This is a genomic window from Tissierella carlieri (genome assembly GCF_018917285.1).
Lineage (GTDB): Bacteria > Bacillota > Clostridia > Tissierellales > Tissierellaceae > Tissierella > Tissierella carlieri.
The window spans coordinates 11,937-37,681 of sequence record NZ_JAHLOH010000044.1; the positions used below are offsets into that span (position 1 = coordinate 11,937).

The following is a 25,745-nucleotide window of genomic DNA, read 5'->3' on the forward strand; positions in this document are numbered from 1 at the left end:
GGTGGATAAAGTACTATCTGTAAGTTTAGGTGAAATTGCTCTAAAGGGATTAAATAGAAAATACTTTGAAGATCAATTAATTAAACATATTCGAAGGGCAATAAAAGATATAGGATTTGAAAAGATATATAAAGAACAAGGGAAAATATATATACAGGCTGAAGAACAATTTTTTCCCCAGATGATAAATAGATTGAGAAAAGTATTTGGGCTTGTATATATAAGCCCATGTATCAAAGTAGAAAAAGATGTAGATGAAATTGAAAATGCTGTATTAAAAGCCGTAAAGGAGAAGATAGAAGGAGAGAAGATTAAAACATTTAAGGTCGATACCAATAGAGCAGATAAAAATTTTCCGATAAAATCTCCAGATTTCTCTAAACAAATGGGAGGGGTTATACTTAAAGCTTTTAATGAACTCAGTGTAGATGTCCACACGCCAGATACCTTAGTATATATCGATATAAAACAAAACGCATATATTTATACAGACAAAATAAAAGGACATGGAGGCATGCCAATAGGCACCAATGGGAAAGGATTGCTCCTTTTATCAGGAGGTATAGACAGTCCAGTAGCAGGATTTCTGATGGCAAAGAGAGGTGTAGAAATATCAGCAGTTCATTACCATTCCTACCCCTTTACTAGTGAAAGGGCAGAGGAGAAAGTTAAAGATCTAGCTGGGATTTTATCTAGATATACTGGCAAGATAACAATGTATAGTGTAAATATATTAGAAATTCAGAAAGAAATAAATGCTAAATGTCCTGAAAAGGAAATGACAATCTTATCTAGAAGGTTTATGATGCGAATAGCAGAAAGGATAGCTGAAAAACAAAATATAAATGCTTTAATAACTGGAGAGAGCTTAGGTCAAGTAGCAAGTCAGACTATTGAAGGAATTAGTGTGACAAATGCAGCAGTTAAACTACCGATATTAAGACCATTAGTAGGATTAGATAAAGTAGATATTATAGAGATTGCAAAGGATATTGAAACTTTTGAAACGTCGACTCTTCCTTTTGAAGACTGTTGTACTGTTTTCTTACCTAAGCACCCAGTTACAAAACCAAGGATAGAAGACATTGAGAAATCAGAAGAAGTATTAGATGTAGACTATCTAATTGACAATGTAATAGAAAATATGAAAGTAACTACGATAGAATAGTAGAAAGGGGAAAAAAGATGAAAGGAAAATCTTTATTAATTATAATAGGTATAATTGTATTGTTGGCATTTCCACTTATAGGCTCATACAATAGTCTTGTTACATCAAATGAAAATGTGGATGCAGCCTGGGCACAAGTGGAGAATCAATTGAAGCGTAGGGCAGATTTAATACCAAATTTACTGGAAACTGTCAAGGGTTATGCATCTCATGAGAAAGAAGTAATTGATAGTATAGCCTCAGCAAGATCCATGTATGCTGGTGCAAAAACTCCACAAGAATTTGCAGAGGCAGATGAAGGATTAAATAATGCAATAAAGAGTTTAAATGTAATCGTTGAGAATTATCCAGATTTAAAAGCTAATCAAAACTTTGCAGATCTTCAAGTTGAATTAGCAGGTACAGAAAATCGAATAGCAACTGAAAGAATGAGATATAATGATGTAGTAAAAACATATAATACAAGGATTAAAAGATTCCCAACAAATATTATGGCTGGAATATTTGGATTTGATAAGAAACAATATTTTGAAATCAATCAGCAAGATGCAGAAGTACCAAAAGTAAATTTTTAGGTGGTGCCTAGATGAAGAAGAACAAGATATATTTAATTATTTTTTGTATCATTGTACTTCTATCTACATCTGTTTATGGTAGCAGTTATGAACTACCTGAACCTAGTTATGATTTTTATGTTTATGATGAAGCTGGGATAATAGATAAGGATATTGAGAATTATATTATTGATATAAATAAGGATATATATAAAAAAACAGGAGCTCAAATAGTAGTGTCTACAGTAAACTCTCTAGGAGATATGGATATAAATTCTTATGCTACAGCTTTGTTTGAAAAATGGGAAATAGGCAGTAAGGAATATGATAATGGTATGCTGGTATTAATTGTGCCAAATGATAGGGAAATATGGATTGAAGTTGGTTATGGTTTAGAAGGACGATTTCCAGATAGCAAAACCAAGAGGATAATAGATAATTATATTTTACCTTATTTTGCAGAAGAAAAATATTCAGATGGTGTGTTGGCAGGATTTAACCAGATATTGATTGGACTAGAGGAAGAATACAATATATCTTTAGATAAATCAAAGGTAGTTGACGAGCCTTTTCCTGTAGCTGACTTAGGATCTTCTATTTCTAAGATTCCCATCATAATAGGGATAATTATTTTTCTATTTATAGATTTCAAATTATTTCGTGGTATGATTACCTACAGTATACTTCGTGGTATAGGAAGAGGAGGCCGTGGAGGTGGATTCGGCGGATCCTCTGGGGGAGGAAGGTCATCTGGCGGTGGTGGTCGCTCAGGCGGAGGCGGTGCCGGAGGAAAATGGTAGAATTTAATAATTTATTTCAATAAACTAGTATTTAATACTAGTTTATTTTTTTATACAATAAATTTAGTATATTAAACTTAGAAAATTAAAAGTGTCCTATAGATGTGTATAATACAGAGATAAAAGGCAAATAAAAATTTCAAAAAACTATTGACATTTATCATGGATTTTGACTATAATATGATAGTTGGAAAAAAGTTTAGTAATTATAAACTAATTATTTAATATATGGTTAGTTCTTTAGGAGGTGTATTATGAAAATTGGTGACAAAATAAGAAGGTTAAGAATACAAAATTCACTTACTCAAGAAGAGTTAGCAGATAGATCTGAATTGACTAAAGGATTTATATCTCAAGTAGAAAGAGATTTAACATCTCCTTCTATAGCTACATTAGTTGATATTTTAGAGGGACTTGGAACAAATTTACAGGAGTTTTTTAATGAAAGTATTGATGAGAAAATAGTTTTTTCAAAAGATGATGCTTTTGAAACAGAAAATGAAGAATTAAAATATGTTTTAAAGTGGATTGTACCTAATGCACAAAAAAACAAGATGGAACCAATTCTTATAGAGTTAGAACCTGGAGGAAGATCAAAAGAAGATACACCTCATGAAGGAGAAGAGTTTGGGTATGTAGTAAATGGAAGTATTTTTGTCTGTATAGGTAGAGAAAAGTATAAAGTTAGAAAAGGTGAAAGCTTCTATTATAAAGCCAACTCTAATCATTATATATCAAATGAAGGCAAAACAAAGGCCTCAATTATTTGGGTGAGTACACCACCAAGTTTTTAAAGATAATGGGGGGAAGAAAATGCATACTGTAGAATTAAAAAATGTTACAAAAGAATTCAACGGAGTTACCGTTTTAGAGGATATAAATTTATATATTAGAGAAAATGAGTTTTTAACTCTTCTAGGGCCAAGTGGCTGTGGTAAGACAACAACTCTTAGAATAATAGGTGGATTTGAAGAGCCAACTAAAGGTACAGTCTTATTTGAAGGAAAAGATATTACAGAAGTACCACCCTATGAAAGACAAATAAATACTGTGTTTCAGAAGTATGCTCTTTTCCCACATTTAGATGTATATGATAATATTGCCTTTGGGCTAAAAATAAAAAAGATATCTAAGGATGAGATTAGTAAAAGAGTTAAAGAAATGTTGAGACTTGTGAATCTTCAAGGCTTTGAAAATAGGACGATTGATTCTCTAAGTGGCGGACAGCAGCAAAGGATAGCTATAGCTAGGGCACTTGTCAATGAACCTAAGGTACTTTTATTAGATGAGCCTTTAGGGGCATTAGATTTAAAGCTTAGAAAAGATATGCAGATAGAACTTAAAAATATGCAAAAAAGAGTAGGTATAACATTTATATATGTAACCCACGATCAAGAAGAAGCCTTAACAATGTCAGATACTATAGTTGTAATGGATAAGGGAAGAATTCAACAAATTGGTACACCAGTTGATATATATAATGAGCCTAAAAACGCATTTGTTGCTGAGTTCATTGGAGAAAGTAATATTATAGATGGAATTATGCATGAAGATTTTTTAGTTGAATTCTCAGGAAAAAACTTCAAATGTGTAGATAAAGGTTTTAGCAAAGATGAAGATATAGAAGTGGTAATAAGACCAGAGGATATTGAAATAGTTTCGGTAGAAAATGGAATCTTAAATGGCGTAGTTGATTCTGTTACTTTTAAAGGAGTTCATTATGAGATGATAGTTAAATCCAGTGACTTTGATTGGATGATACACAGTACAATAATGAAGCCAGTGGGAACTGAAATAGGAATGACGGTGTCACCTGAAAATATTCATATAATGAAGAAGGTGAGAGAAGAATGAAGATGAAGAAAACAGCTTATCCTTATGTTCTATGGATGGTTATATTTATTGTAGTTCCACTTCTTCTCATAATGTATTTTGCATTTACTAGAGGAGACAGTCAAAATTTTGCTACATTTCAATTTAGCTTAGATAATTTTAAAAGGTTTTTTACACCAACCTACTTGAAGGTACTCGGTAGGTCGGTTAATCTAGCTTTTATTTCTACCATTGTCTGCTTAATACTTGGATATCCCATGGCATTTATCATCTCGAAAGAAAAGATAAGAAAAAGGAATATTATGATTTTGATGTTTGTCATACCAATGTGGATGAATTTTCTATTACGAACTTACGCATGGCTTACTTTGTTAGGTAGAAATGGTTTTATAAACTTTCTAGTTACAAAACTAGGGTTTCAGCCACTTGAATTAATGTATAATGATAAGGCTGTTTTACTTGGCATGGTATACAATTTCTTGCCTTTTATGGTTTTGCCTATTTATTCAGTATTGACTAAGATAGACAATAGTTTAATAGAGGCAGCGGAGGACTTAGGTGCTAATAAGATTCAGGTATTTGGTAAAGTTATACTTCCACTTAGTGTACCAGGAATTATAACGGGAATAACCATGGTATTTATACCAGCAGTAAGCACATTTATAATATCAAGCTTATTAGGTGGAAATAAATATAATTTAATTGGAAATCTAGTTGAACAGCAATTTAGATGGACAGGAGATTGGCATTTTGGATCTTCGATGTCTATAATATTGATGGTGTTTATCCTTATAACGATGGCTCTTACATCTAAATTTGATAAAGAAAAAGAAGGTGGAGGTGGGGGACTATGGTAAACAAAGGTATAAAAAAGTTATATACATTTCTAATATTCTTGTTTCTATATGCTCCTATTATTGTTTTAATAGTGTTTTCCTTCAATAATTCTAAATCAAGAGGAGTATGGGCTGGATTTACACTGAAATGGTATATAGAATTATTTAAAGATGCTGAGATACTAAAGGCCCTTTATTATACCTTACTTGTGGCAGTGCTTTCAGCAGTTATATCTACAATTATTGGCACGTTTGCTGCAATTGGTATATATAATATGCCTGGTCTAAATAAGAAAATAATTTTGAACTTAAACTATATTCCTGTATTAAATCCAGATATAGTTACAGCAGTATCACTTATGGCGTTATTTAGATTCTTGAAGATAGAATTTGGTTTTACAACCATGCTTTTATCACATGTAACATTTTGTACACCCTATGTTATATTATCTGTATTGCCAAAATTAAAACAGATGAATAAACATCTAGCTGAGGCAGCTATGGATCTGGGAGCAACACCATTTTATGCCTTGAGAAAGGTTGTTATACCAGAAATAATGCCAGGTATAATAACAGGCGGACTAATGGCATTTACATTGTCAGTGGATGATTTTGTTATATCTTTTTTCAATACAGGAAATGGTGTTTCCAATTTGAGCATTGAAATATTTTCTATGACAAGGCGAGGAATAAATCCTGTAATAAATGCATTATCTACTCTAATGTTTGTTAGTTTAATGATAATGTTACTAATAATAAACAAAAGAACAGAGAAAAATGAAATGGAAAGAGGTGTTTAATTTGAAGACAAGAAAATCTATAATATTTTTAGTTGTGATTTTAGTCATTGGAGTTATAGCAGCAGGATGTGGTGATAGTAGACCAAGTATCAATGTATACAACTGGGGAGACTATATAGACAAAGATGTAATTAAAGAGTTTGAAGAAGAGTATAATATAAAAGTGAATTATAGTATGTATGCAACTAATGAAGACTTATATGTGAAGTTAAAACAAGGTGGAAGTAGCTATGATGTAATAATTCCATCAGATTATATGATTGAGAGAATGATTAGAGAAGGTATGCTATCAAAATTAGACACGAATAATATACCAAATTTACAAAATGTAGATGAGAAATTTTTCAATCTAGACTTTGATCCAAGTAATGAATACTCTGTGCCTTATATGTGGGGAACAGTAGGAATAATCTATAATAAAGCAAAAGTAGATGATGTGGTAGATAGCTGGGATATTTTATGGAACGAGAAATATAAGGATCAAATAATTATGCTAAATAGTCAAAGAGATACTTTAGCAGTAGCATTATTGAAGTTAGGATACTCTATGAATACAAGAGATATAAATGAATTAGAAGAGGCAAAACAAGAGCTAATAAAACAAAGACCATTGGTATGGGCATATCAAGGTGACGAGGTAAAAGATACTATGATAGGTGGAGAAGCAGCACTTGCTGTAGTTTGGTCAGGTGATGCAGTTGCTATGATTAGACAAAATCCTGATCTAGCATATGTAATACCAAAAGAAGGAACTAATCTTTGGTTTGATAGTATGGTGATACCAAGTACAGCAAAGAATAAAGAAGGTGCTGAGGCTTTTATTAACTTCATGTGCAGACCAGATATTGCAGCAAAAAATACTGACTATATAGGATATTCAACACCTATACCAAAAGCAATAGAAACGCTGCCAGATGATATCAAAAATTCTAAAGTTGCATATCCATCTGATGAAGAAATCAAAAATACTGAAATATTTAAAGACCCAATGGATATTATACAAGAATATGATAGAATATGGACTGAGGTAATGTCAGGACAATAGAAAATATAAAATTTGAAACACTGGATTACAGTAACAATATGTAATCCAGTGTTTTTATATATAATATTCTGGAGCTAGTTATTTAGGTACAACTATTTTCTAAGTTTTATGAATATCATTTAAGTTTATGATAAAAATATAATAAAGTAAAACTTAGGAGGTATATGATGGACAACAAAGAGATGAAAGATAGTGATATGTATAAGGCGGATGAAATTAAAGGTCAGACTCAGGAAAAGCCTGGTAGGGAGTTTAAAATGGAGCCAGAGCCTATATATGATAATAAAGCTCATATGGGATATGGCAGATTAAAGGATAAGGTAGCCATAATAACTGGTGGAGATAGTGGTATAGGAAGAGCAGTAGCTGTAGCTTATGCAAAGGAAGGAGCTAATCTAGTAATCGTATACAATATTGCAGATAAAGATGCTAATGATACTAAGAGTGTCATAGAATCATATAATGGTAAGGTTCTTTTAATAAAAGGTGACATTGGTAACAGTGAATTTGCCCAAGAAATAATTGATAGAACTATAAAAGAATATGGAAAACTAGATATTCTTATTAATAATGCAGCAGAACAACACCCTCAGCAAGGTATTCAATATATAACTGATGAACAGCTTGAAAATACTTTTAGAACCAATATATTTGGAATGTTTTATCTAACAAGGGCTGCAATATCTTATTTATCTGAAGGGAGTTCAATAATCAATACTTCTTCAATTACAGCCTATAGAGGAGATTCTACATTAATTGATTATTCTTCAAGTAAAGGAGCAGTTACATCATTTACGAGATCACTGGCATTAAATTTAGCAGAAAAGAAAATCAGGGTAAATCAAATAGCTCCAGGACCTATTTGGACTCCACTGATTCCATCTACCTTTGATAAGGCTAGTGTAGAAATTTTTGGAGAAAATACGCCTCTAAAAAGACCAGGGCAACCTGTTGAATTAGCAGAAGCCTATGTATTTTTAGCATCTGACGGAGCAACTTATATGTCGGGTCAAACGATTCATATAAATGGTGGAGAAGTGGTGAACGGATAGTGTTAAGAGGCACCTAACTAGTACTTTGATAGAGGATTTTTTTATTATGGGTCAACTAAGGGGATTAAAGGGTCTTGGTTGGCTCATTATTTTATATTAAGTATTCTTACAAATAAAAATATCTTTATAGTGAAAAAGATATTTTATTTATCTTATATAACAAGTATTATTGTAATTTAGAGTAATGGTGCTATATATTATGATTGAATTAAATTAGGAGTAGTTTTTACCTTGTTTTTATAATTTGTTCAAAGGGTATAATAAAATTATAGAGGTAGACACTAAAAGAACTGATTTATATAAAAACATAGAAAAAAGGAGAAAGGTAGATACGATGACAATAGAAACAGGATGGAATTTAGATAACAGTTATGTAAATAATCTTCCAGAATTGTTTTTTACTAAAGTTAACCCAACCCCTGTAAGTTCACCAAAAATGATTATTCTCAATTACCCATTGATAAGATATTTAGGATTAAATATCCAGACACTTCAAAGTAATGAGGGCGTAGCTATATTTGCTGGAAATAAGATTCCAGAAGGAGCTATGCCACTTGCTCAGGCTTATGCAGGTCATCAATTTGGTCATTTCACCATGTTAGGAGACGGTAGGGCTGTTTTAATTGGAGAGCAGATTACACCTTTAGGAGAACGGTATGACATCCAATTAAAAGGTTCAGGTAGAACACCATATTCTCGTGGAGGAGATGGGCGAGCAGCACTTGGACCAATGATTAGAGAGTATATTATAAGCGAAGCTATGCATAACCTTGGAATTCCAACAACGAGGAGTCTAGCGGTAGTGACAACGGGTGAATCAATAGCCCGTGAAACTCGTCTACCGGGAGCGATTTTAGCACGGATGGCAGCTAGTCATTTACGAGTGGGTACTTTTCAGTATGCTGCAAAATGGGGTACAGTGGAGGATATACGAATACTTTCAGATTATACAATAAAACGGCATTTTTCATATATTGAAGATGATGAGAACCCTTATCTATCATTACTTAAAGAAGTAATAAAGCGACAAGCTGCTCTTATTGCTAAATGGCAGCTAATAGGCTTTATTCATGGAGTAATGAATACTGATAATATGACTATAAGCGGAGAGACTATTGATTATGGTCCTTGTGCTTTTATGGATACCTATGATCCAGCAACTGTATTTAGTTCTATTGACATTCATGGACGCTATGCTTATGGTAATCAACCTAATATTGCTGCATGGAATCTTGCAAGATTTGCTGAAACTTTATTACCTTTATTAGATGAAAATCAAGAGAGAGGTGTTAAGTTGGCTCAGGATGCCATTTCAGATTTTGGAAAGTTATATCATAGAAACTGGCTTACAGGAATGAGGGCAAAGTTAGGAATATTTAATGAAGAGTCAGAGGACGGATCCCTTGTTGAAGATCTCCTTAATATAATGCAGAAGTATAGGGCTGATTATACCAATACATTTGTAGCTCTCACTTTCGAAAAACTAGAGGATTCATCTTTATTTAGTACTGATGAATTTCTTAAATGGCATAGAAGATGGAAGGATAGACTAAGTAGGCAACAGGAATCCAATAATTCATCTCAACAACTAATGAAAAATTCTAATCCTTCTATAATCCCTAGAAATCATCGAGTGGAAGAAGCATTAGAAGCTGCAGTAAAACAAGGAGATTATAGTGTACTTGAGCGACTTCTTGACGCTCTTTCAAATCCTTATGATTACTCTATCAAACAGGCTGACTATTCCACACCACCTGAGCCATCAGATCGTCCTTACAGAACTTTTTGTGGAACTTAACTTAGGTAATTGTTCTTTTATCTTAGATTACGATGTGTAATATATTGCACATCGTAATCTATATTACATAGGAATTTTTTAATAATGAGACAAAACTATTTATACTTATTTATCAGTATGATATATTTATATTAATTACTTTATTCTGTTAGTGTATAATGGGAGTGATTTAATGTGATAAATATTGGAAGTCTTCTTAATATCAATAATTACTTTGATAGTATAATAATTACTGATAATAGAGGCATTATAGAGTATTATTCGAATATGAGATCGGATATATATGATCTAAGGCAGGATGAGATAATAGGTAAAAGTATACTAGAGATTCATCCTTATTTAACACAAGAAACTAGTAGTATCATGAGGGTTTTAAAGGATGGCAGACCAATATATGACCAAATTGAATATCTAACAACAAAACATGGGCAAAATATAACTAACATATATAGTACTTTGCCTATAGTGAAAGAAGGCAAGGTAGTTGGTGCCATTGATCTTGCTAGGTGTGTTAATGAAAATGAGCGTCAGAGTATTATTCTTACTCGTAGCAATAATGAGAAGGAAAGATTATATCAGCTTAATGATATCATTACAAAATCACCAGCTATGAATGAAATCAAATCTAAAATTATGAGAATAGCAAATACAGATTCGTCTGTTATGATTTATGGTGAAACTGGCACTGGTAAAGAACTAATTGCACAGTCAATACATAGTTATAGCTATAGAAATAGTAATAAATTTATATCTCAGAATTGTGCAGCTATACCATCGAATTTGTTGGAAGGTATTTTATTTGGTACAGTAAAGGGCAGCTATACTGGTGCTGAGAATAGAAGGGGACTATTTGAAGTTGCAAATGGTGGGACATTATTTCTAGATGAAATTAATTCAATGGATATCAATATGCAGAGCAAAATATTAAAAGCAATTGAAGAGAAAAAGGTAACAAGAATTGGAGGAACAGAACCCATTGATACAGATATACGTATAATTACTGCTCTAAATGAGCAACCTCTTTCATGTGTTGAGCAAAATACATTAAGAGAAGATTTATATTATAGATTAAATGTAGTACAAATAGATATTCCCCCATTAAGGGAAAGGAGTGAAGATATTACTTATTTAACAGATTATTTTATTTCTAGATATAACTCAAAGATGAATAAATCCATAATTGGACTTAGTGATGAAGTTAAAGAGCTATTTTTGAATTACAGTTGGCCTGGTAATATTAGGGAACTTAGAAATGTTATAGAGGGTGCATTTAACATTATTGGATCTAGATATATACAATTAAGAGATTTACCACATTATTTAGTAAGTCAATTTAAAAATCAGTTACTTAACGTTGAATTGAACAATCAAGAAATGTCATTAGTTGAAAAAGTAGAAAGTTATGAAAAGCGATTATTGATAAATGCATTGGTTTCATCTGAGACTATAGCTGAAGCAGCAAGGAAATTAAAATTGTCTAAACAAGCATTAAGCTATAAATTATCTAAATATAATCTAAAATAAATTAAATGTGATTTAAATAAAGCTTAAGGACAAAAAATCTTGACCATGGGTCAAGATTTTTTGTCCCTTTATTGTTTGGTTATAGTATTTTGGTCAAAATATTTTGATTGCTTGTGTCAAGATTATTATGAAGAGTCTGAAAATACGAGAAAATAATTGGCATATGATTTGCAACTATAAAATATTGAATTAAAATAAAATTTGTAAGGAGGAAATTTTCATGTCAGATTATGGTTTCTTAAGTTTAGTACCACCAATTATTGCTATTATTTTAGCTCTAAAGACGAAAAAGACTTTATTGTCTTTGTTCTTCGGTGTATGGGTAGGTGCCACTATTATTAGTGGATATAATCCATTAGTTGGCTTCACAAAAGTTGTGTCAGATTTTATGGTTCCAGCTATAGGAAATACATATAATGGAGGAATGCTCTTATTAGTAACATTAGCTGGAGGATTCGCTTATATGTTAAGAATAACAGGTGCTGCTGAGGCTTTTGCTCAAATAACAACTAAAAAGATTGATACTCCTAAAAAAGCTCAAGTGGTGACATGGGCATCCTCATTTATATTTTCATATACTGAGCCATGCTTGATTCTTGGAACAATTATGAGACCTATTACAGATAAGGCTAGAGTATCTAGAGCAAAGCTTTCTTATATTTTAGACTCAATGGGATGTAATTTAGCATCATTTTCGCCTATTAGCAGTTATGGACCTTTTATAGCAGGGTTAATTGCTACTCAACTTACAGCTGCTGCCATTGAAGGAAATGAATGGTCGATTTATTTACAGATGTTTCCCTTTAACCTATATGGATTTTTCGCAATGATAATGGTATTAATTGTCGCTCTTACTGGGATGGATATAGGACCTATGATGGTAGAAGAAAAAAGAGCTAGGGAAACTGGAAAACTGTTACCAGACGGAGTTGAGTCAATAATTACAGAATCTAAAACTGTTTTACCAGAAGGATATAAATTAACTATTAAAAACTTCATCATACCTATGGCCTCACTGTTTCTTTCTATATTTGCTACAATATTTTGGAGTGGAAATATAGTTACTAACGGATTTCGAGGTGCATTTGTCAATGCCAATATTGTTTTAGCCATTTCTATGGGATTTATAGGTGGAGGAGTTGCCGCTGGTTTAGTAGGTGTAACAACTGGATTATTTAAAATTATAGATGCTTTTGATGGTTTTGTTAAAGGTATGGAAGAACTTATAATGGTCCCATTTATATTAGTGTTAGCTTGGTCTATGGGTGGATTAACAAGCACTATGGGAGTTGGTACATTCTTATCGAATGTGGTTCAAAACCACTTAACTGGTGGATTAGTCCCCGCTTTGATTTTCTTATTTAGTGCATTAATTTCATTTGCAACAGGTAGCTCTTGGGGTGTTTGGGCAATTATGATGCCTATAGCTATACCGATGGCTATTTCATTCAATATTCCCATACCTTATGTTGTAGGGGCAGTAATTGGTGGAGGTTTATTTGGAGATCAATGTTCACCTATTTCAGACACTACAATAATGTCTTCAACAGGTGCTGCATGTAATCATATAGTTCATGTTACAACTCAGTTATTCTATGGTGTTATTGTAGGAACAGCTGCTTTCTGTGGTTTCTTATTCGGAGGACTTACTGGTCAATATTATTTAAGTATAGGAGTTACAGCAATTGTTCTTGTTGGATTAATATTTCTTATGAATAGATTTTCAAAACCAGAAGAAGTTAGTGTGAAATAATATCAGAGTTATCAAGCTAATAGTTACTTATTTTAGGAAAGTCTAGTGTAACTAGATTAGAATGATTTTAATATAAAATATATGTGAAATTTAAATCTATAGGACATTAAGGAGGAATAAGATGAAGATAGTAGATATGATAGTTAAAGCACCTCATTTTTATACGATGGAAGGAATTGGAGTTGGATATAAGGTTGGCGTGGCTATGGTAGTAGATTCTGGGAAGATTGTAGCAATAGATGAAGTAGATAAAATAATGAAGGAATATAATGGGGAAGTAAATCTAGATTTAAGTCATCATGCAATATTTCCTGGGTTTATAGATGCCCATATGCATACGGGATTAGCCATTATGAGAGGTTTAGCCCAGGATACAAATAATTGGATGATGTACGGACTGCAACCATTTGATAATGTAATTACTAATAAAGAAAGGTTGGCAGGCAGCAGAATGGCTATTATAGAAGCCATTAAGGCTGGTACTACTACTATTGGGGATTATGAGGCCTATATGGAGCCTGTATGTGAATTTATCCATAAAGTAGGTGTCAGAGGAAATATTACTAGTACCATTAGGGAAGCTAGAAGGAGAGTTTATAAACCAGGAGAATTATATGAATACGATGAAGAAATGGGACTGAAAAGTTTTGAAGAGAATATAAGACTATTTGAAAAATGGCATAATAAAGGTAATGGACTTATTAAGATATTATTTGGACCCCAAGGACCAGATTTCTTAAGCAAAGATTTATTACTTAAGATTCAAAGAGTAGCGAAGGAGAAAGATACTAAGATACACATGCATACACAACAAGGTGATAGAGAGACTTATCAAGTTGTGAAGAGATATGGAAAAAGACCTATTGAATGGTTAAAGGAAATTGGCTACTTAGATGAGACCTTAATAGCAGTCCATTTAACGGATGCCAATGATGGTGAAGCAAGGGAAGTAGCTAAATCTGGAGCATCGATGATAGTTTGTCCAGGATCTATTGGTATCATTGATGGATTAGTATGCCCTTCAATTACTTTTCAAGAGGCAGGTGGTAATGTAGCACTAGGTTCAGACCAGGCTCCTGGAAATAATAGTCACAACATTATAAATGAAATGAAGCTAATTACACTTTTTAATAAGATTAAATATCAGAATCCTGAAGTTATGCCTGCTTGGAGAGCATTGCGTATGGCTACAATAGAAGGCGCAAAAGCAGTAGGTTTAGGAGAATTAATAGGATCCCTTGAAGTAGGTAAACGAGCAGACTTTATTGCTATAGATTTAAATAAACCTTCTATGTTACCCGTATTTACAAAACCAATGAGAAATATCGTACCAAATTTAGTATATAGTGCTAGAGGCGAAGAGGTAGTTCTTTCTGTTGTAGATGGTAAAATCATCTATAAAGATGGAAAAGTACTTGATATAGATGAAGATGAGTATTTTAATGCAGTCGCTGAATACACAAATGGAATAGGAGAAAGGGCTTCAGAAGAGTTCTTTGAAATAAATGGTACAAATTCTAGATTTATGGAAGAAAATAAATTATAGGATAAACAATATAATAAAATAAAAAAGACAAAATGATTTGCTTGTCTTTTTTAAAGAATATATGAAAAGGTAAGAGTAATATGGAAAAAGATAATTTAAAAAAGGATATTATATTTATAAGTATATTGGTTGTGTTTCTCTTATTTACAATAACTAAATTTTACTCTCAATTTATATCTCGACATATGTATTGGGATGGATTTATTAAATTTTCTATTCTAGCAACAATGGGAGAACTCTTATCCGAGAGAATCAATTCAAAGATATGGAAAAAAACACAAGGACTAATCTGGAGAATTGGGATCTGGGGAGTTTTTGGATCTTTAGTAGCCTTAATGTTTACAATATTTAGTGAAGGAGTTATAGGAGCTCAAAAAAAGGGACTATTGGTAGGTAACAATAGTTTGTTTACAGCTTTCTTCACTAGTATAATTATGAATACAACTTCAGGGCCAGTAATGATGGGTTTACAAAGGATAGGAACTACCTATATTGATTTAAGATATAAAAAGAATCGAACAAGTTTTAAGGAAGTAATAGAAATTATAGATTGGACATCTTTTATATGCTTTGAGGTATTTACTACAATACCATTGATATGGATACCAGCAAATACACTAACATTTCTAATGTCAGAAAAATATAGGATTTTGATAGCTGCATTATTGTCAATGATTTTAGGATTGATATTAACATTAGGGAAAATGAAGCAAAAGACAATGAAGGTCTAATTATTAAAACATTCCTTAATTTTCCTCGTATGTAATATTAGGATATAGAAAAACTACATATGAGGTGATAATATTGGGAGAAAAAGAAAATAGAGAAAATAAAGAAATAGTTGATAAAAACTTTTTTAGAGCTATGAGTTATGAACTTGCAGGAGAAATTGGTATAATAGATAATGAAGATATGAAAAACAATAGAGGGCTTATATCTACCCCAAACAAGCAAAATCAAGAAAATGATAAATAGTAAAGAGGATGCTATAAATGACTATAAGGAATTGTAAGCAATGTGAAAAAAGCTTTATAGGCGAGGGTGAAATCTGTAATATCTGTGAAATGGAATCAATCAAAGAGAATGATGATATGACTAAACTAGCGGGTACAATAGAAGCCTTAGCCTTATTAAAAAGTATGAAAGAATCTTCCAAACAGATTTAAATATAAGACCTAATACATCTACACCTTTTGATAATCTAATATCAGAAGGTGTTTTTTTAGTTTCAAATTATTGAAAATATTATTATATTCTGATAGTATAAAACTAAAGGATATTTCCATAGCTTTCCAGCAAATTTGATGGTTATAAAGATTTTATACTGATATTAGATAAGGAGTATGATTATGCAGTCTATTGAAAATAAGAAGGATAGAAGAATTAAATTCCTTGGAATGAGGGTTATTAAAACAGTTATAGCTGTATATATTTGCTTTTTAATAAGTTTTATTAAAAAATCTTTGCCTTTTTATTCTGTTATAGCAGCAATACTCTGTATGCAGAATGACAGTAAAAATAGTTGGCAAGCTGGGAAGAGTAGAATAATAGGTACATTAATTGGCGGAGTATATGGATTCATAGCCATAATTTTGATCAGCTTTTTTAAGATAGAATTGTTTAATTACATACATTATTTAGTTTTAAGTTTGTTTTTAATTCCAATAATTTACTCAAATGTATATTTAAAAGCTCCAAACTCTACTTATATTAGTTGTGTAGTATTTTTGAGTATAACAGTATCTCATGGTGGAGATATGGCGCCAATGTATTTTGCATTAAATAGGGTAATTGATACTCTTATAGGAATAGGAGTTTCGCTTGTTATAAACAGAGCCTTATGACCTAGGGACATGACAATTTAGTAAATTATTCTAATTAGAGCCTTCCTTTTTATGGAGGCTTTTGTGTAATGCATATTAAAATGGGTAATAATTATGAAGATAATTCTTTAGGAGGGGACAATATGGAAAAAGCAAAATACTTAATTATAGGTAATGGAATAGCTGGTCTTGCAGCAGCTAGAGAAATAAGATCTAATAGTGAAGAGGGTACTATTATAATGGTAAGCAATGAACCAACACTTACTTATTATAGAGTGAAATTAACTGAATATATATCTAAGGACTTTGTTGATGAAGATTTATTAGTTAGCAAAGAAAATTGGTATCAAGATAAAAATATTAAAGTTATGCTCAGAAAATTTGTAGAAGATATTGATGTTATAAATAATAAGGTAAAGCTTGACGATGGTCAAGTAATAGAATATGAAAAACTGTTAATTGCAACAGGAAGCCGTCCATTTATTCCTCCAATCAATGGAAAATATCAAGAGGGCGTATTTGCACTAAGAACTTTAAAGGATCTACATTATATAAAGGATTATATGAAATCTTGTGAAGATGTTTCAGTAATTGGTGGAGGACTTTTAGGACTTGAGGCGGCATGGTCTTTGAAACAATTAGGAAAAAACGTGAGTATAATTGAATTTGCACCTTATTTATTGCCTAGGCAATTAGACAAAGAAATAGCTAATAAATTAGAAGAGAAACTTTCCAGTATTGGATTTAAAGTTTATCTTTCTTCTCAAGCGGAAGAAATAACTGGAGAAGGTAAAGCAGTAGGCATAAAGCTAAATGGAGAGAGAAATATTAAGGCTGATGCAATCCTAGTTTCTTCTGGAATTAGACCGAATTTAGACTTAGTTAGAGATACTACAATAGAATATGATAAAGGTATAAAAGTGGATAAACATTTGAAGACAAATATAGATAATGTATATGCGGCAGGAGATGTAGTTGAAATAGAAGGAATGGTTTTAGGTCTTTGGACTGCAGGAAATGAGCAGGGTAAAGTAGCGGGGGCAAATATGGCAGGCAAGGAATTAGAATACAACCAACCTAAGATATTTACGACCTTGAAAATAGGCAGCATAGAGCTCTTTTCTGCTGGAATTATTAACGATTTTGATAGGGTATATGAATACAAAGATGAAAAGGGAGATATTCATCATAAGATATTTACAAAAGATGGCAAAATAGCTGGTGTAATTCTCTTTGGAGATTTGAAAGAAGTAAATGCCCTTAGAAATGCAGTTATATCAAATATGGATGTAAATGAATATATTGAAAAAGATAAGAGATTTAAATAGGCTTTAATAAGAGTACAAATACTGGGGGTAGACTTATGGATATTCAATTTTATGGTGCAGCAAAGATGGTCACAGGTTCTAATTATCTTGTAAAGACTGAGAAATATAATATCCTTGTGGACTGTGGAATGTTTCAAGGAAATGAGGAAATGGAGAAATTAAATTATAATAATTTTCCTTATAATCCTAGTGAAATAGACTTCCTTATATTAACACATGCACATATAGACCATAGTGGAAGAATTCCAAAATTGGTAAAGGATGGTTTTAGAGGTAGAATAATAACTACAAATGCTACCTATGATCTATGTAAGATTATGTTAAAAGATAGTGCAAAAATACAGGAATCTGATGTAGAATGGGAAAATAGAAAAAGACAAAGAGCTGGAAAGAAGCCTATAGAACCATTATATACAATGAAAGATGCAGAGAATAGTTTAAAGTACTTTGAACCATATTTTATCGATCAAAAAATAAAGATAAATGATAATATTCAAATTAGATTTAAGGATGCAGGACATATTTTAGGATCAGCTATATTGGAACTATGGGTTAGAGAAGTAAATGAGGAGGTAAAAGTAGTTTTCTCAGGAGATTTAGGTATGCCAGGAAGACCTATTATCAATAGTCCAGACTATATAGATGAAGCAGATTATCTTGTCATAGAGTCTACCTATGGTGATACTATACATGAAAGTTATGAAGAGAGTACTGAAAAGTTAATAGACATAATTAATAAAACGGTATTGAGAGGTGGCACTGTAATCATTCCATCATTTGCAGTAGGAAGAACTCAAGAACTTATTTATAAATTAAATAAATATTATGAGTACAATCCAGAAGTAGAAGAATATATGAAAGTTCCTATCTATATAGATAGCCCTATGGCAGTAGATGCTACGGAGGCATTTAAAAGAAATTCAAGCAGTTTTAATGATGAGGCAAGAGCACTTATATTAAAGGGAGATAATCCATTTCAGTTTTCCAATTTAAGATATATAAAAAGTCAAGAGGAATCGATGGCATTAAATAAATATACATTTCCAAAGGTAATAATATCCTCTAGTGGAATGGCTACAGCAGGAAGAATAAGACATCATTTAAAACATAATTTGTGGGATGAAAAAAATAGTTTAGTATTTGTTGGATACCAGGCTGAGGGAACTTTAGGTAGAATACTTTTAGATGGAAAGAGGCAAGTGAAAATACTTGGAGAAGAGATTCATGTAAGGGCACAAATTTATGATATAAAGGGATTTTCAGGCCATGCGGACCAAAATATGTTACTTGACTGGATAAATAAATTTAAGAAGAAGCCCAAAAAAATATTTGTAGTTCATGGGGAAGAAGAACCGGCTAATGCACTTTCTACTCTCATAAGACATTTGTACAAAATTGAGACTATAATTCCTAATATAAATGACAGCTTCAGCATTGCAAAAAATGAAGTTGAATTGACAAAAGGTATTGAGATATTACCTGAGATGCTCAGAGAAGATATTGAAAATGAGCTGAAAACAGCATATAATCAATTTGAGGCTTTAATAAATAAATCTAGTGAAATGGTAGATGATAAGCTCCTAACTAAGAAATATGATGAAATCAAGAATCGGCTAATAGACCTACAGCATAGATTAATGGATTTAAATATTATAGTTGGGAAATAGAAAGTCACAAGAAGATAAGGAGGAACACATGAAGTATTTAGTGAATAATTCAAATGACCCAAGATATAACTTAGCTTTTGAAGAATATTGCTTTAAAAGTCTAGACCTTAAGGAAGACTATGTAATACTTTGGATTAATGGTCCAGCTATAATAATAGGTAAAAATCAGAATACGATTGAAGAGGTAAATCAAGATTTTGTAAATGAAAGAGGTATAAAAGTTGTAAGAAGAATAACTGGCGGAGGAGCAGTATACCATGATTTAGGAAACCTCAATTTCAGTATAATTTCTATGTCAACTGGTATTGAAAAAATTGATTTTAAGAAATATAATATACCGATAGTTAAATCTCTAGAAAAACTTGGTATCAACTGTGAGTTATCAGGTAGGAATGATATTACTTTAGATGGGAAAAAATTCTCAGGTATAGCTCAATCCGTATGGAAGAAAAGAGTTTTAAATCATGGAACATTATTATTTGATACTGAATTAGATGTATTATCAAATGCACTAAATGTTAAACAGGATAAAATAGAATCTAAAGGAGTAAAATCAGTAAAGAGTAGAGTAACAAATATTAAACCTTATATAGATAAAGATATAGATATCTATGAGTTTAGAGACGTTTTGCTTAGAAATATCTTTGAAATGGAAGGGGAAGTACCTCAAGAGCATAAATTATCACAGGAAGATCTAGATGAGATACAAAAATTATTTGAAGAAAAATACTCAACTTGGGAATGGAATTATGGCGAATCTCCAAAGTCAAATTATCAAAATTATAAGAGATTTGATTTTGGAAGTATAGATATTAGATTTAATGTAGTAAGTGGATTAATTTCAGATACCAAGATTTATGGAGATTTCTTTGGTACTGAGGATGTAGCTTTACTTCAAGAAAAATTAGATGGAAAGAAATATGATAAAATGGAAGTGTCAAAAATAATAGAAAATGAACCTTTGGAAAAATATTTTGGTAATATTTCTAAAGAAGAATTTGTAGATTTAATGTTTCAATAAAAGTTATAAGTAAAAATTATAATTAATAAATAATAACACTTAATGATTGATTTAAAAATGCTAGTAGATAGAATATCTACTAGCATTTTGCATATAAAATGATGTTAAAAAATATCTATGTTATTTTCAATAAGTTTTTTTACCTTTGTACTAACCCTATCTAAAAGATCTAACATTTGTGTTGAGAGAGTCTCGGCTTCTTTATATAATTGTTTTGCAGATTCTTTGTCAGATTTTTGTATTGCATCGATAACATGGTCTCCTATAGAATGAAATTCATGATGTACCTTATCTATTAATGTCCATTCTTCTATAATAGCAGGATGGTCTATTTCTATTGAATGGTAAAAATGACCAAAAGAACATTTTTTAGAATTAGTTTGAAGTGGATATGTACGAGTTTCATCCACTATTTTATGAAGTCCTTCTATCCATTTTTTATGAGCATCCTTAGCCTTATTAATTACTTCAAGTAATTCTTCATTTGTAAGAGCATTAACTCCTCCTTTTAGTCCTTTAAACATATGACTGACAATTGCTGATAGCTGATCATCTATTGATGCTATTTGTCCAGCAAAATCAACACTTTGAACTGCCTCATTGTGTATATTATTTGTCATCTCACTAAGTCTTTCTGCATCACTACTAGAAGATTCCATTGCTTGATTAATCTCATTTGCAGCAATTTTTATACCTTCCATTGACTCATAGACTATATTTACATCATTAACTACATTATTGAGCATTGCTACATTTTTACCCACGGTTTCATGAACTAATTCTATTCTTTCACTCATTTGTCCAGTAGATGACATAGTTCTATCTAAACTCTGTTTTCCATCTTGAGTAGCATCATGGATATGATTTACAAATTGCCTCATTCCATCTAATTTTTGTTTAGTATCATCAGCCAAATTTCTAATCTCATGAGCTACAACCGCAAAGCCACGACCGTGTTCTCCAGCTCTAGCAGCTTCTATAGCTGCATTTAATGCTAAAAGATTTGTTTGTTCTGCTATGGTTTGAACACTATCTACTATTTTACCAATTTCATTAGTCAGATTAACTAACTGTTGAATTTTATCATTCATGATTTCAGTATCTTGTACAACATTATCTTTTAAGTTTTGTACTTCTTTTAATAAATTCATACTTTCATCATTTTTTTGAGCCAAGGATTGAGATTCTTTTGCAAGATTGTCTAGGGTAGAAGAAGTTGTATCAATAGCTTCATTTACTTGATTCATACTTGCAGTAGTTTCTTCAACGATTGCAAGATTAGATTCGCTTAAGGCTCCCATTTCTCCAGCGAAATTCATTAACTGATTGGAAATGTGAGTCATTCCAACATCAAAACTACTTAGAGAACTAACTATATTAAGCATTTTTTTTGTTGATTGTGACATTATTTCTTCATTAGTAAGTAATTTTTGAAAATGTTCGAAAACTTGTATATGAATAGGATATTTAACATCAGGTGCATTAACTTTTTTTCCACTCAATGAGTCTTCTACATATTTAACTATACACTCTGCTTCTTCACAGGGTGGCTTGTGAAAAATTCTTTTAAACATAAAAAAATCACCTCTTTATTAGTAGTAGGACTTTTAGATTATTGTAGCTAAAATCAAATATATAACATTTATTCTCTATAGTAAATACAAATAATAATTCTTTTAGAGGAATAGTTAAGATATACCTCAATTGTGTGATTAATAAACATTTTTTTACTAATTTTCTAATTAGTGCATATAACATAAATATATTAAAGTATAAATGAATTTAAGTCAATGCTAACTAAGGATAATAAATCTTTAATAAGAATATTATCATTTTATAGATTGTATTGGAAAAGGTGACTTTTTATAGGTATAATATAATTAAATAGAAACGTCAATATACTAGGAGGGAATTTTATGAACTTACCGAAATCCATTAATTTTGCCAATTTGCCAACTAAAATTGAAAAACTAGAGAGACTGAGTCAAGAGTTAGGAACACAAATCTATATAAAAAGAGATGACCAAACAGGTAGTGAAATATCTGGAAATAAAGTCAGAAAGCTAGAATTTGCAGTTCAAGAAGCATTGGATAATGAATGCGATTATTTGATTACCTGTGGCGGTATACAATCAAACCATGCTAGAGCAACAGCAGCGGTAGCAGCAAAACTTGGTATTGGAGCTTATCTTGTTCTCAGAGGAAAGGAAGATTCAGAAGTAGAAGGTAATTACTTCTTAGATAAGATGTTAGGAGCTAGGATTAAACTTATTACTGCCGAGGAATATAAGAATAGCAGAATGGAAATTATGGAAGAAATTAAAAGTGAATTATCCAAAGAAGGACATAAAGCATATATACTCCCTGAGGGAGCATCTAATGGAATTGGATCATTAGGATATTGTAAGGCTATGAAAGAAATATTAGATCAGGAAAAAGAACTTGGTATTAAATTTGATGCAATAGTTACTGCCGTAGGGTCGGGAGGAACTTATGCAGGATTATATTATGAGAACCATATTAAAAACACTGATGCAACAATTTATGGAGTAAATGTATGCGATGATGACGAATATTTTAAAAACGTTGTATTAGGATTGCTCAAAGAAATATCTAAGTATACAGGTGAAGAAATTTATGTGAATAAAGAAGATATAAATATTTTAGATGGATATGTGGGCAAGGGATACGCCTTGAGTGAGCCTCAAGAAATAGAATTTATTCATAAACTAGCTAAACAAGAAGGGGTAATACTAGATCCAGTATATACTGGTAAGGCTATGTATGGATTAGTTGAAGAAATTAAAAGGGGAACATTCGATAAACATAAAAACATATTATTTATTCATACTGGTGGAATATTTGGTTGGAATAATTTCGCTAGGAATCTAGTAGGAAATTAATTGACTTTAAATAATGTAAAGGAGATAAATCAAAATGAAAACCCTAATACCAACGAAAAATGAGCATTTTAAAATCAGGTTTGCAGAAGAAAAAGATGTAAAACTCATTTTAGATTTTATTAAGGAACTAGCAGATTATGAAAAACTGTTACATGAAGTAGTTGCGACGGAAGAAATACTTATGGATTCATTATTTATTAGGAAAGCAGCTGAAGTTATTATTGGAGAGCATGATGGAGAACCTGTAGGATTTGCCTTGTTTTTTCATAATTTTTCTACTTTCCTAGGCGGGCCAGGGATTTATTTAGAGGACTTATATATTAGACCTGAAATGAGAGGCAAAGGTTACGGAAAGATATTCTTATCCTTTTTAGCAAAACTAGCTATAGAAAGGAATTGTGGAAGATTTGAGTGGTGGTGTATAGATTGGAATGAGCCTTCCATTAATTTCTATAAGAGTATAGGTGCAGTTCCTATGGACGAATGGACAGTATATCGTGTACATAATCAGGCACTTATTGATTTAGCAAATGAATTTTAAATTTAAAAATAAAAAAATCCAAAAATTCCCAGATGGCAGTTGAGCATATGGGAATTTTTCAATATATAGCCTAATAAACTAAATAAATATCTACATATGTGAATTATATAGTGGGCAAATTAATAAAGATAATAGTTTATTAAACTATAAAATAATTTTTCGCAAGGAGGCAAAAATGGATATACTAACTAGAAAGAAGTTTGAAGAATTAATAAATTCAGAAGAAGAATGGTGTATATCAATCTATATGCCTACCTGTCGTATGGGACCGGATATCAAACAAAATCCAATACGATATAAACAGTGCATTAGAGAAGCAGAAGATAAATTATTTAATATGGGTTTAAGTAAATCAGAAGTTGGAAGCATCTTACTATCAGCTAGTGATTTGATTGATGAAACAACATTTTGGCAAAACCAGACAGAAGGTCTAGCAATATTTATAACTCCAGAGGAAATGAATTATTATCACCTTCCATTTGAAGTTAAAGAGCAAGTGGTAATCTCAGATAAATTTTATACTAAACCACTTCTACCGCTCTTTACAGCAGATGGTCAATTTTATATATTAGCATTAAGTAAAAATGAAGTTAGGTTATTTAAAGCTTCTAGGCAAACAGTTAAGGAAATAGTAATGGAGAATGCACCTCGAAGTATGGAGGACATGAAGATAGATGATGACCCAAGGACTAAACTGCAAATTCGTACTGCAAATCCAGTAAGTAACTCTTCACTTGGATATAATACGGCAAGTCAAGGGCAAGCTGTTGAAAATGATTTTGAAAAGAATGAACTTACTAGATATTTTCGTGCAATTGATGAGTCTTTAAACAAATTGCATAAAGGAGAAGAAATACCTCTAGTTCTTGCTGGAGTAGAATATCTAATTCCTGTATATAAGGAAATTAGTAGATATCCAAATATATTGGATGAATTTATTAAAGGTAATCCTGAGATATTGTATGGGAATGATTTGCAAAAAATGGCATGGGAAATCATAGAGCCTAAATTTTTAAAGATACAAGAATTAGCAGAAGCTAAATATAATCAGTTTTCAGGTCAACGAAATGGATTGTCTTCAAATTCCTTAAAGAAAATATTATCACAAGCTTATAATGGCCAAATCGAAACATTATTTATTGCTAATGGGGCTCATCAATGGGGCCAATTTAATCCAGATACTAATAAGATAGATTTCTATGAAGACGAAAAGGTCGGAAACGAAGATCTCATGGAGCGCGCGGCTACTCTTACTATATCGAGAGGTGGAACAGTATATGTGGTAGATCCAGATAAGGTTCCAGACGGTGGCATTGTAGCGGCAGTATTAAGATATTAAATAGAAAGTCCGAATAAAGAATCTTTATTCGGATTTTCTATTTAATTTCGAGATCATTATTAATATTTTCTATAAATACGCATTCACTTATAGATGAAATTAATTGGACTTACTTAAGTATTGAATATAGACTATATTATGTACTTTGTTAATTTTAATACATAAAGGAGACCAACTATGAATTGTCAAGATAAAAAAGATAAATTTTTTAAAAAATAATTATATCTAAAAAAGGCATGACAAAATAAGCCTATTTAAAATATGCTTTTAAAAAATATATTTTTCTAAAAATTATTCTAAATTAAAGGCAACATTATCTTTTAGTATTTTAAATATTACACGAACCAACTTATGAGCAACATGGCCGAGAGCTGCATAATGGCTGTTACCTTGAGATTTTTTAAGCATAAAGTA

General features: G+C 31.4%; 24 protein-coding genes and 1 pseudogene. 23 read left to right on the forward strand and 2 right to left on the reverse strand.

Features of this window, described 5'->3' with window-relative positions:
- Position 1: 1 nt before the first annotated feature.
- The 20 genes from thiI (at position 2) to KQI38_RS15265 (ending at position 20,548) form a co-directional block, all read left to right on the forward strand.
- The gene (thiI, locus tag KQI38_RS15170; RefSeq protein ID WP_094904151.1) at positions 2–1,168 is read left to right on the forward strand and encodes a tRNA uracil 4-sulfurtransferase ThiI; all 1,167 of its coding nucleotides are present in this window, start codon (positions 2–4) and stop codon (positions 1,166–1,168) included.
- Positions 1,169–1,185: 17 nt separating this feature from the next.
- On the forward strand, positions 1,186–1,743 hold the full coding sequence (locus KQI38_RS15175; RefSeq protein WP_216560897.1) for a LemA family protein: 558 nt from the start codon (positions 1,186–1,188) through the stop codon (positions 1,741–1,743).
- A gap of 11 nt (positions 1,744–1,754) precedes the next feature.
- Complete coding sequence (locus KQI38_RS15180; RefSeq protein ID WP_094904153.1) at positions 1,755–2,522, forward strand: TPM domain-containing protein; 768 nt, start codon at positions 1,755–1,757, stop codon at positions 2,520–2,522.
- A 254-nt stretch (positions 2,523–2,776) separates the two neighbouring features.
- The gene (locus tag KQI38_RS15185; protein ID WP_216560899.1) at positions 2,777–3,316 is read left to right on the forward strand and encodes a helix-turn-helix domain-containing protein; all 540 of its coding nucleotides are present in this window, start codon (positions 2,777–2,779) and stop codon (positions 3,314–3,316) included.
- A gap of 19 nt (positions 3,317–3,335) precedes the next feature.
- On the forward strand, positions 3,336–4,376 hold the full coding sequence (potA, locus tag KQI38_RS15190; protein WP_094904154.1) for a spermidine/putrescine ABC transporter ATP-binding protein: 1,041 nt from the start codon (positions 3,336–3,338) through the stop codon (positions 4,374–4,376).
- Complete coding sequence (locus KQI38_RS15195; RefSeq protein WP_201260061.1) at positions 4,373–5,212, forward strand: ABC transporter permease; 840 nt, start codon at positions 4,373–4,375, stop codon at positions 5,210–5,212. Before potA ends, KQI38_RS15195 begins: the two co-directional genes overlap by 4 nt.
- A complete protein-coding gene (locus tag KQI38_RS15200) occupies positions 5,206–5,991 on the forward strand; it encodes an ABC transporter permease (RefSeq protein WP_094904155.1) in 786 nt (261 codons plus the stop codon). Before KQI38_RS15195 ends, KQI38_RS15200 begins: the two co-directional genes overlap by 7 nt.
- A gap of 1 nt (position 5,992) precedes the next feature.
- On the forward strand, positions 5,993–7,036 hold the full coding sequence (locus KQI38_RS15205; RefSeq protein WP_246565877.1) for an ABC transporter substrate-binding protein: 1,044 nt from the start codon (positions 5,993–5,995) through the stop codon (positions 7,034–7,036).
- Positions 7,037–7,203: 167 nt separating this feature from the next.
- A complete protein-coding gene (locus tag KQI38_RS15210) occupies positions 7,204–8,088 on the forward strand; it encodes an SDR family oxidoreductase (protein ID WP_235601422.1) in 885 nt (294 codons plus the stop codon).
- 244 nt (positions 8,089–8,332) lie between these two features.
- Positions 8,333–9,886 (forward strand): protein adenylyltransferase SelO, encoded by a 1,554-nt coding sequence (locus tag KQI38_RS15215; protein ID WP_246565878.1) that lies wholly within the window; start codon positions 8,333–8,335, stop codon positions 9,884–9,886.
- A 174-nt stretch (positions 9,887–10,060) separates the two neighbouring features.
- Positions 10,061–11,410: a sigma-54 interaction domain-containing protein gene (locus KQI38_RS22665; protein ID WP_216560905.1), complete on the forward strand. Its 1,350-nt coding sequence runs from the start codon at positions 10,061–10,063 to the stop codon at positions 11,408–11,410.
- A gap of 220 nt (positions 11,411–11,630) precedes the next feature.
- A complete protein-coding gene (locus tag KQI38_RS15225; RefSeq protein WP_216560907.1) occupies positions 11,631–13,163 on the forward strand; it encodes a Na+/H+ antiporter NhaC family protein in 1,533 nt (510 codons plus the stop codon).
- 121 nt (positions 13,164–13,284) lie between these two features.
- The gene (locus KQI38_RS15230; protein ID WP_216560911.1) at positions 13,285–14,709 is read left to right on the forward strand and encodes an amidohydrolase family protein; all 1,425 of its coding nucleotides are present in this window, start codon (positions 13,285–13,287) and stop codon (positions 14,707–14,709) included.
- Between the two features lie 80 nt (positions 14,710–14,789).
- Positions 14,790–15,440 carry a hypothetical protein gene (locus tag KQI38_RS15235; RefSeq protein WP_216560913.1) on the forward strand — a complete coding sequence of 217 codons (651 nt, stop codon included), beginning with the start codon at positions 14,790–14,792 and terminating at the stop codon, positions 15,438–15,440.
- A gap of 73 nt (positions 15,441–15,513) precedes the next feature.
- A complete protein-coding gene (locus KQI38_RS15240; RefSeq protein ID WP_216560915.1) occupies positions 15,514–15,684 on the forward strand; it encodes a hypothetical protein in 171 nt (56 codons plus the stop codon).
- A gap of 17 nt (positions 15,685–15,701) precedes the next feature.
- On the forward strand, positions 15,702–15,875 hold the full coding sequence (locus KQI38_RS15245; RefSeq protein WP_216560917.1) for a hypothetical protein: 174 nt from the start codon (positions 15,702–15,704) through the stop codon (positions 15,873–15,875).
- A 183-nt stretch (positions 15,876–16,058) separates the two neighbouring features.
- Entirely contained in the window at positions 16,059–16,553 is a 495-nt protein-coding gene (locus KQI38_RS15250) for an FUSC family protein (protein ID WP_216560919.1), read from the forward strand.
- Between the two features lie 122 nt (positions 16,554–16,675).
- A complete protein-coding gene (locus KQI38_RS15255) occupies positions 16,676–17,860 on the forward strand; it encodes an NAD(P)/FAD-dependent oxidoreductase (RefSeq protein WP_216560921.1) in 1,185 nt (394 codons plus the stop codon).
- A gap of 35 nt (positions 17,861–17,895) precedes the next feature.
- Positions 17,896–19,527, forward strand: a complete 1,632-nt coding sequence (locus KQI38_RS15260; RefSeq protein ID WP_216560923.1) for an MBL fold metallo-hydrolase RNA specificity domain-containing protein — start codon at positions 17,896–17,898, stop codon at positions 19,525–19,527.
- 28 nt (positions 19,528–19,555) lie between these two features.
- Positions 19,556–20,548: a lipoate--protein ligase gene (locus tag KQI38_RS15265; RefSeq protein ID WP_216560925.1), complete on the forward strand. Its 993-nt coding sequence runs from the start codon at positions 19,556–19,558 to the stop codon at positions 20,546–20,548.
- 104 nt (positions 20,549–20,652) lie between these two features.
- On the opposite strand, the gene KQI38_RS15270 is transcribed toward KQI38_RS15265, so the two are convergent.
- Entirely contained in the window at positions 20,653–22,122 is a 1,470-nt protein-coding gene (locus KQI38_RS15270) for a methyl-accepting chemotaxis protein (protein WP_216560928.1), read from the reverse strand.
- A 342-nt stretch (positions 22,123–22,464) separates the two neighbouring features.
- Between KQI38_RS15270 and KQI38_RS15275 the strand changes: the two genes are divergently transcribed.
- The 3 genes from KQI38_RS15275 to KQI38_RS15285 all read left to right on the forward strand — a co-directional run bounded on the left by KQI38_RS15275 (position 22,465) and on the right by KQI38_RS15285 (position 25,331).
- Positions 22,465–23,451, forward strand: a complete 987-nt coding sequence (locus tag KQI38_RS15275) for a D-cysteine desulfhydrase family protein (RefSeq protein WP_216560929.1) — start codon at positions 22,465–22,467, stop codon at positions 23,449–23,451.
- 34 nt (positions 23,452–23,485) lie between these two features.
- Positions 23,486–23,992 carry a GNAT family N-acetyltransferase gene (locus tag KQI38_RS15280; protein ID WP_216560931.1) on the forward strand — a complete coding sequence of 169 codons (507 nt, stop codon included), beginning with the start codon at positions 23,486–23,488 and terminating at the stop codon, positions 23,990–23,992.
- 175 nt (positions 23,993–24,167) lie between these two features.
- On the forward strand, positions 24,168–25,331 hold the full coding sequence (locus KQI38_RS15285; RefSeq protein ID WP_216560933.1) for a baeRF6 domain-containing protein: 1,164 nt from the start codon (positions 24,168–24,170) through the stop codon (positions 25,329–25,331).
- A 291-nt stretch (positions 25,332–25,622) separates the two neighbouring features.
- Here KQI38_RS15285 and KQI38_RS22040 read toward each other — a convergent pair.
- Positions 25,623–25,745 (reverse strand): annotated as a pseudogene (locus KQI38_RS22040) (IS110 family transposase); the annotation flags it as partial.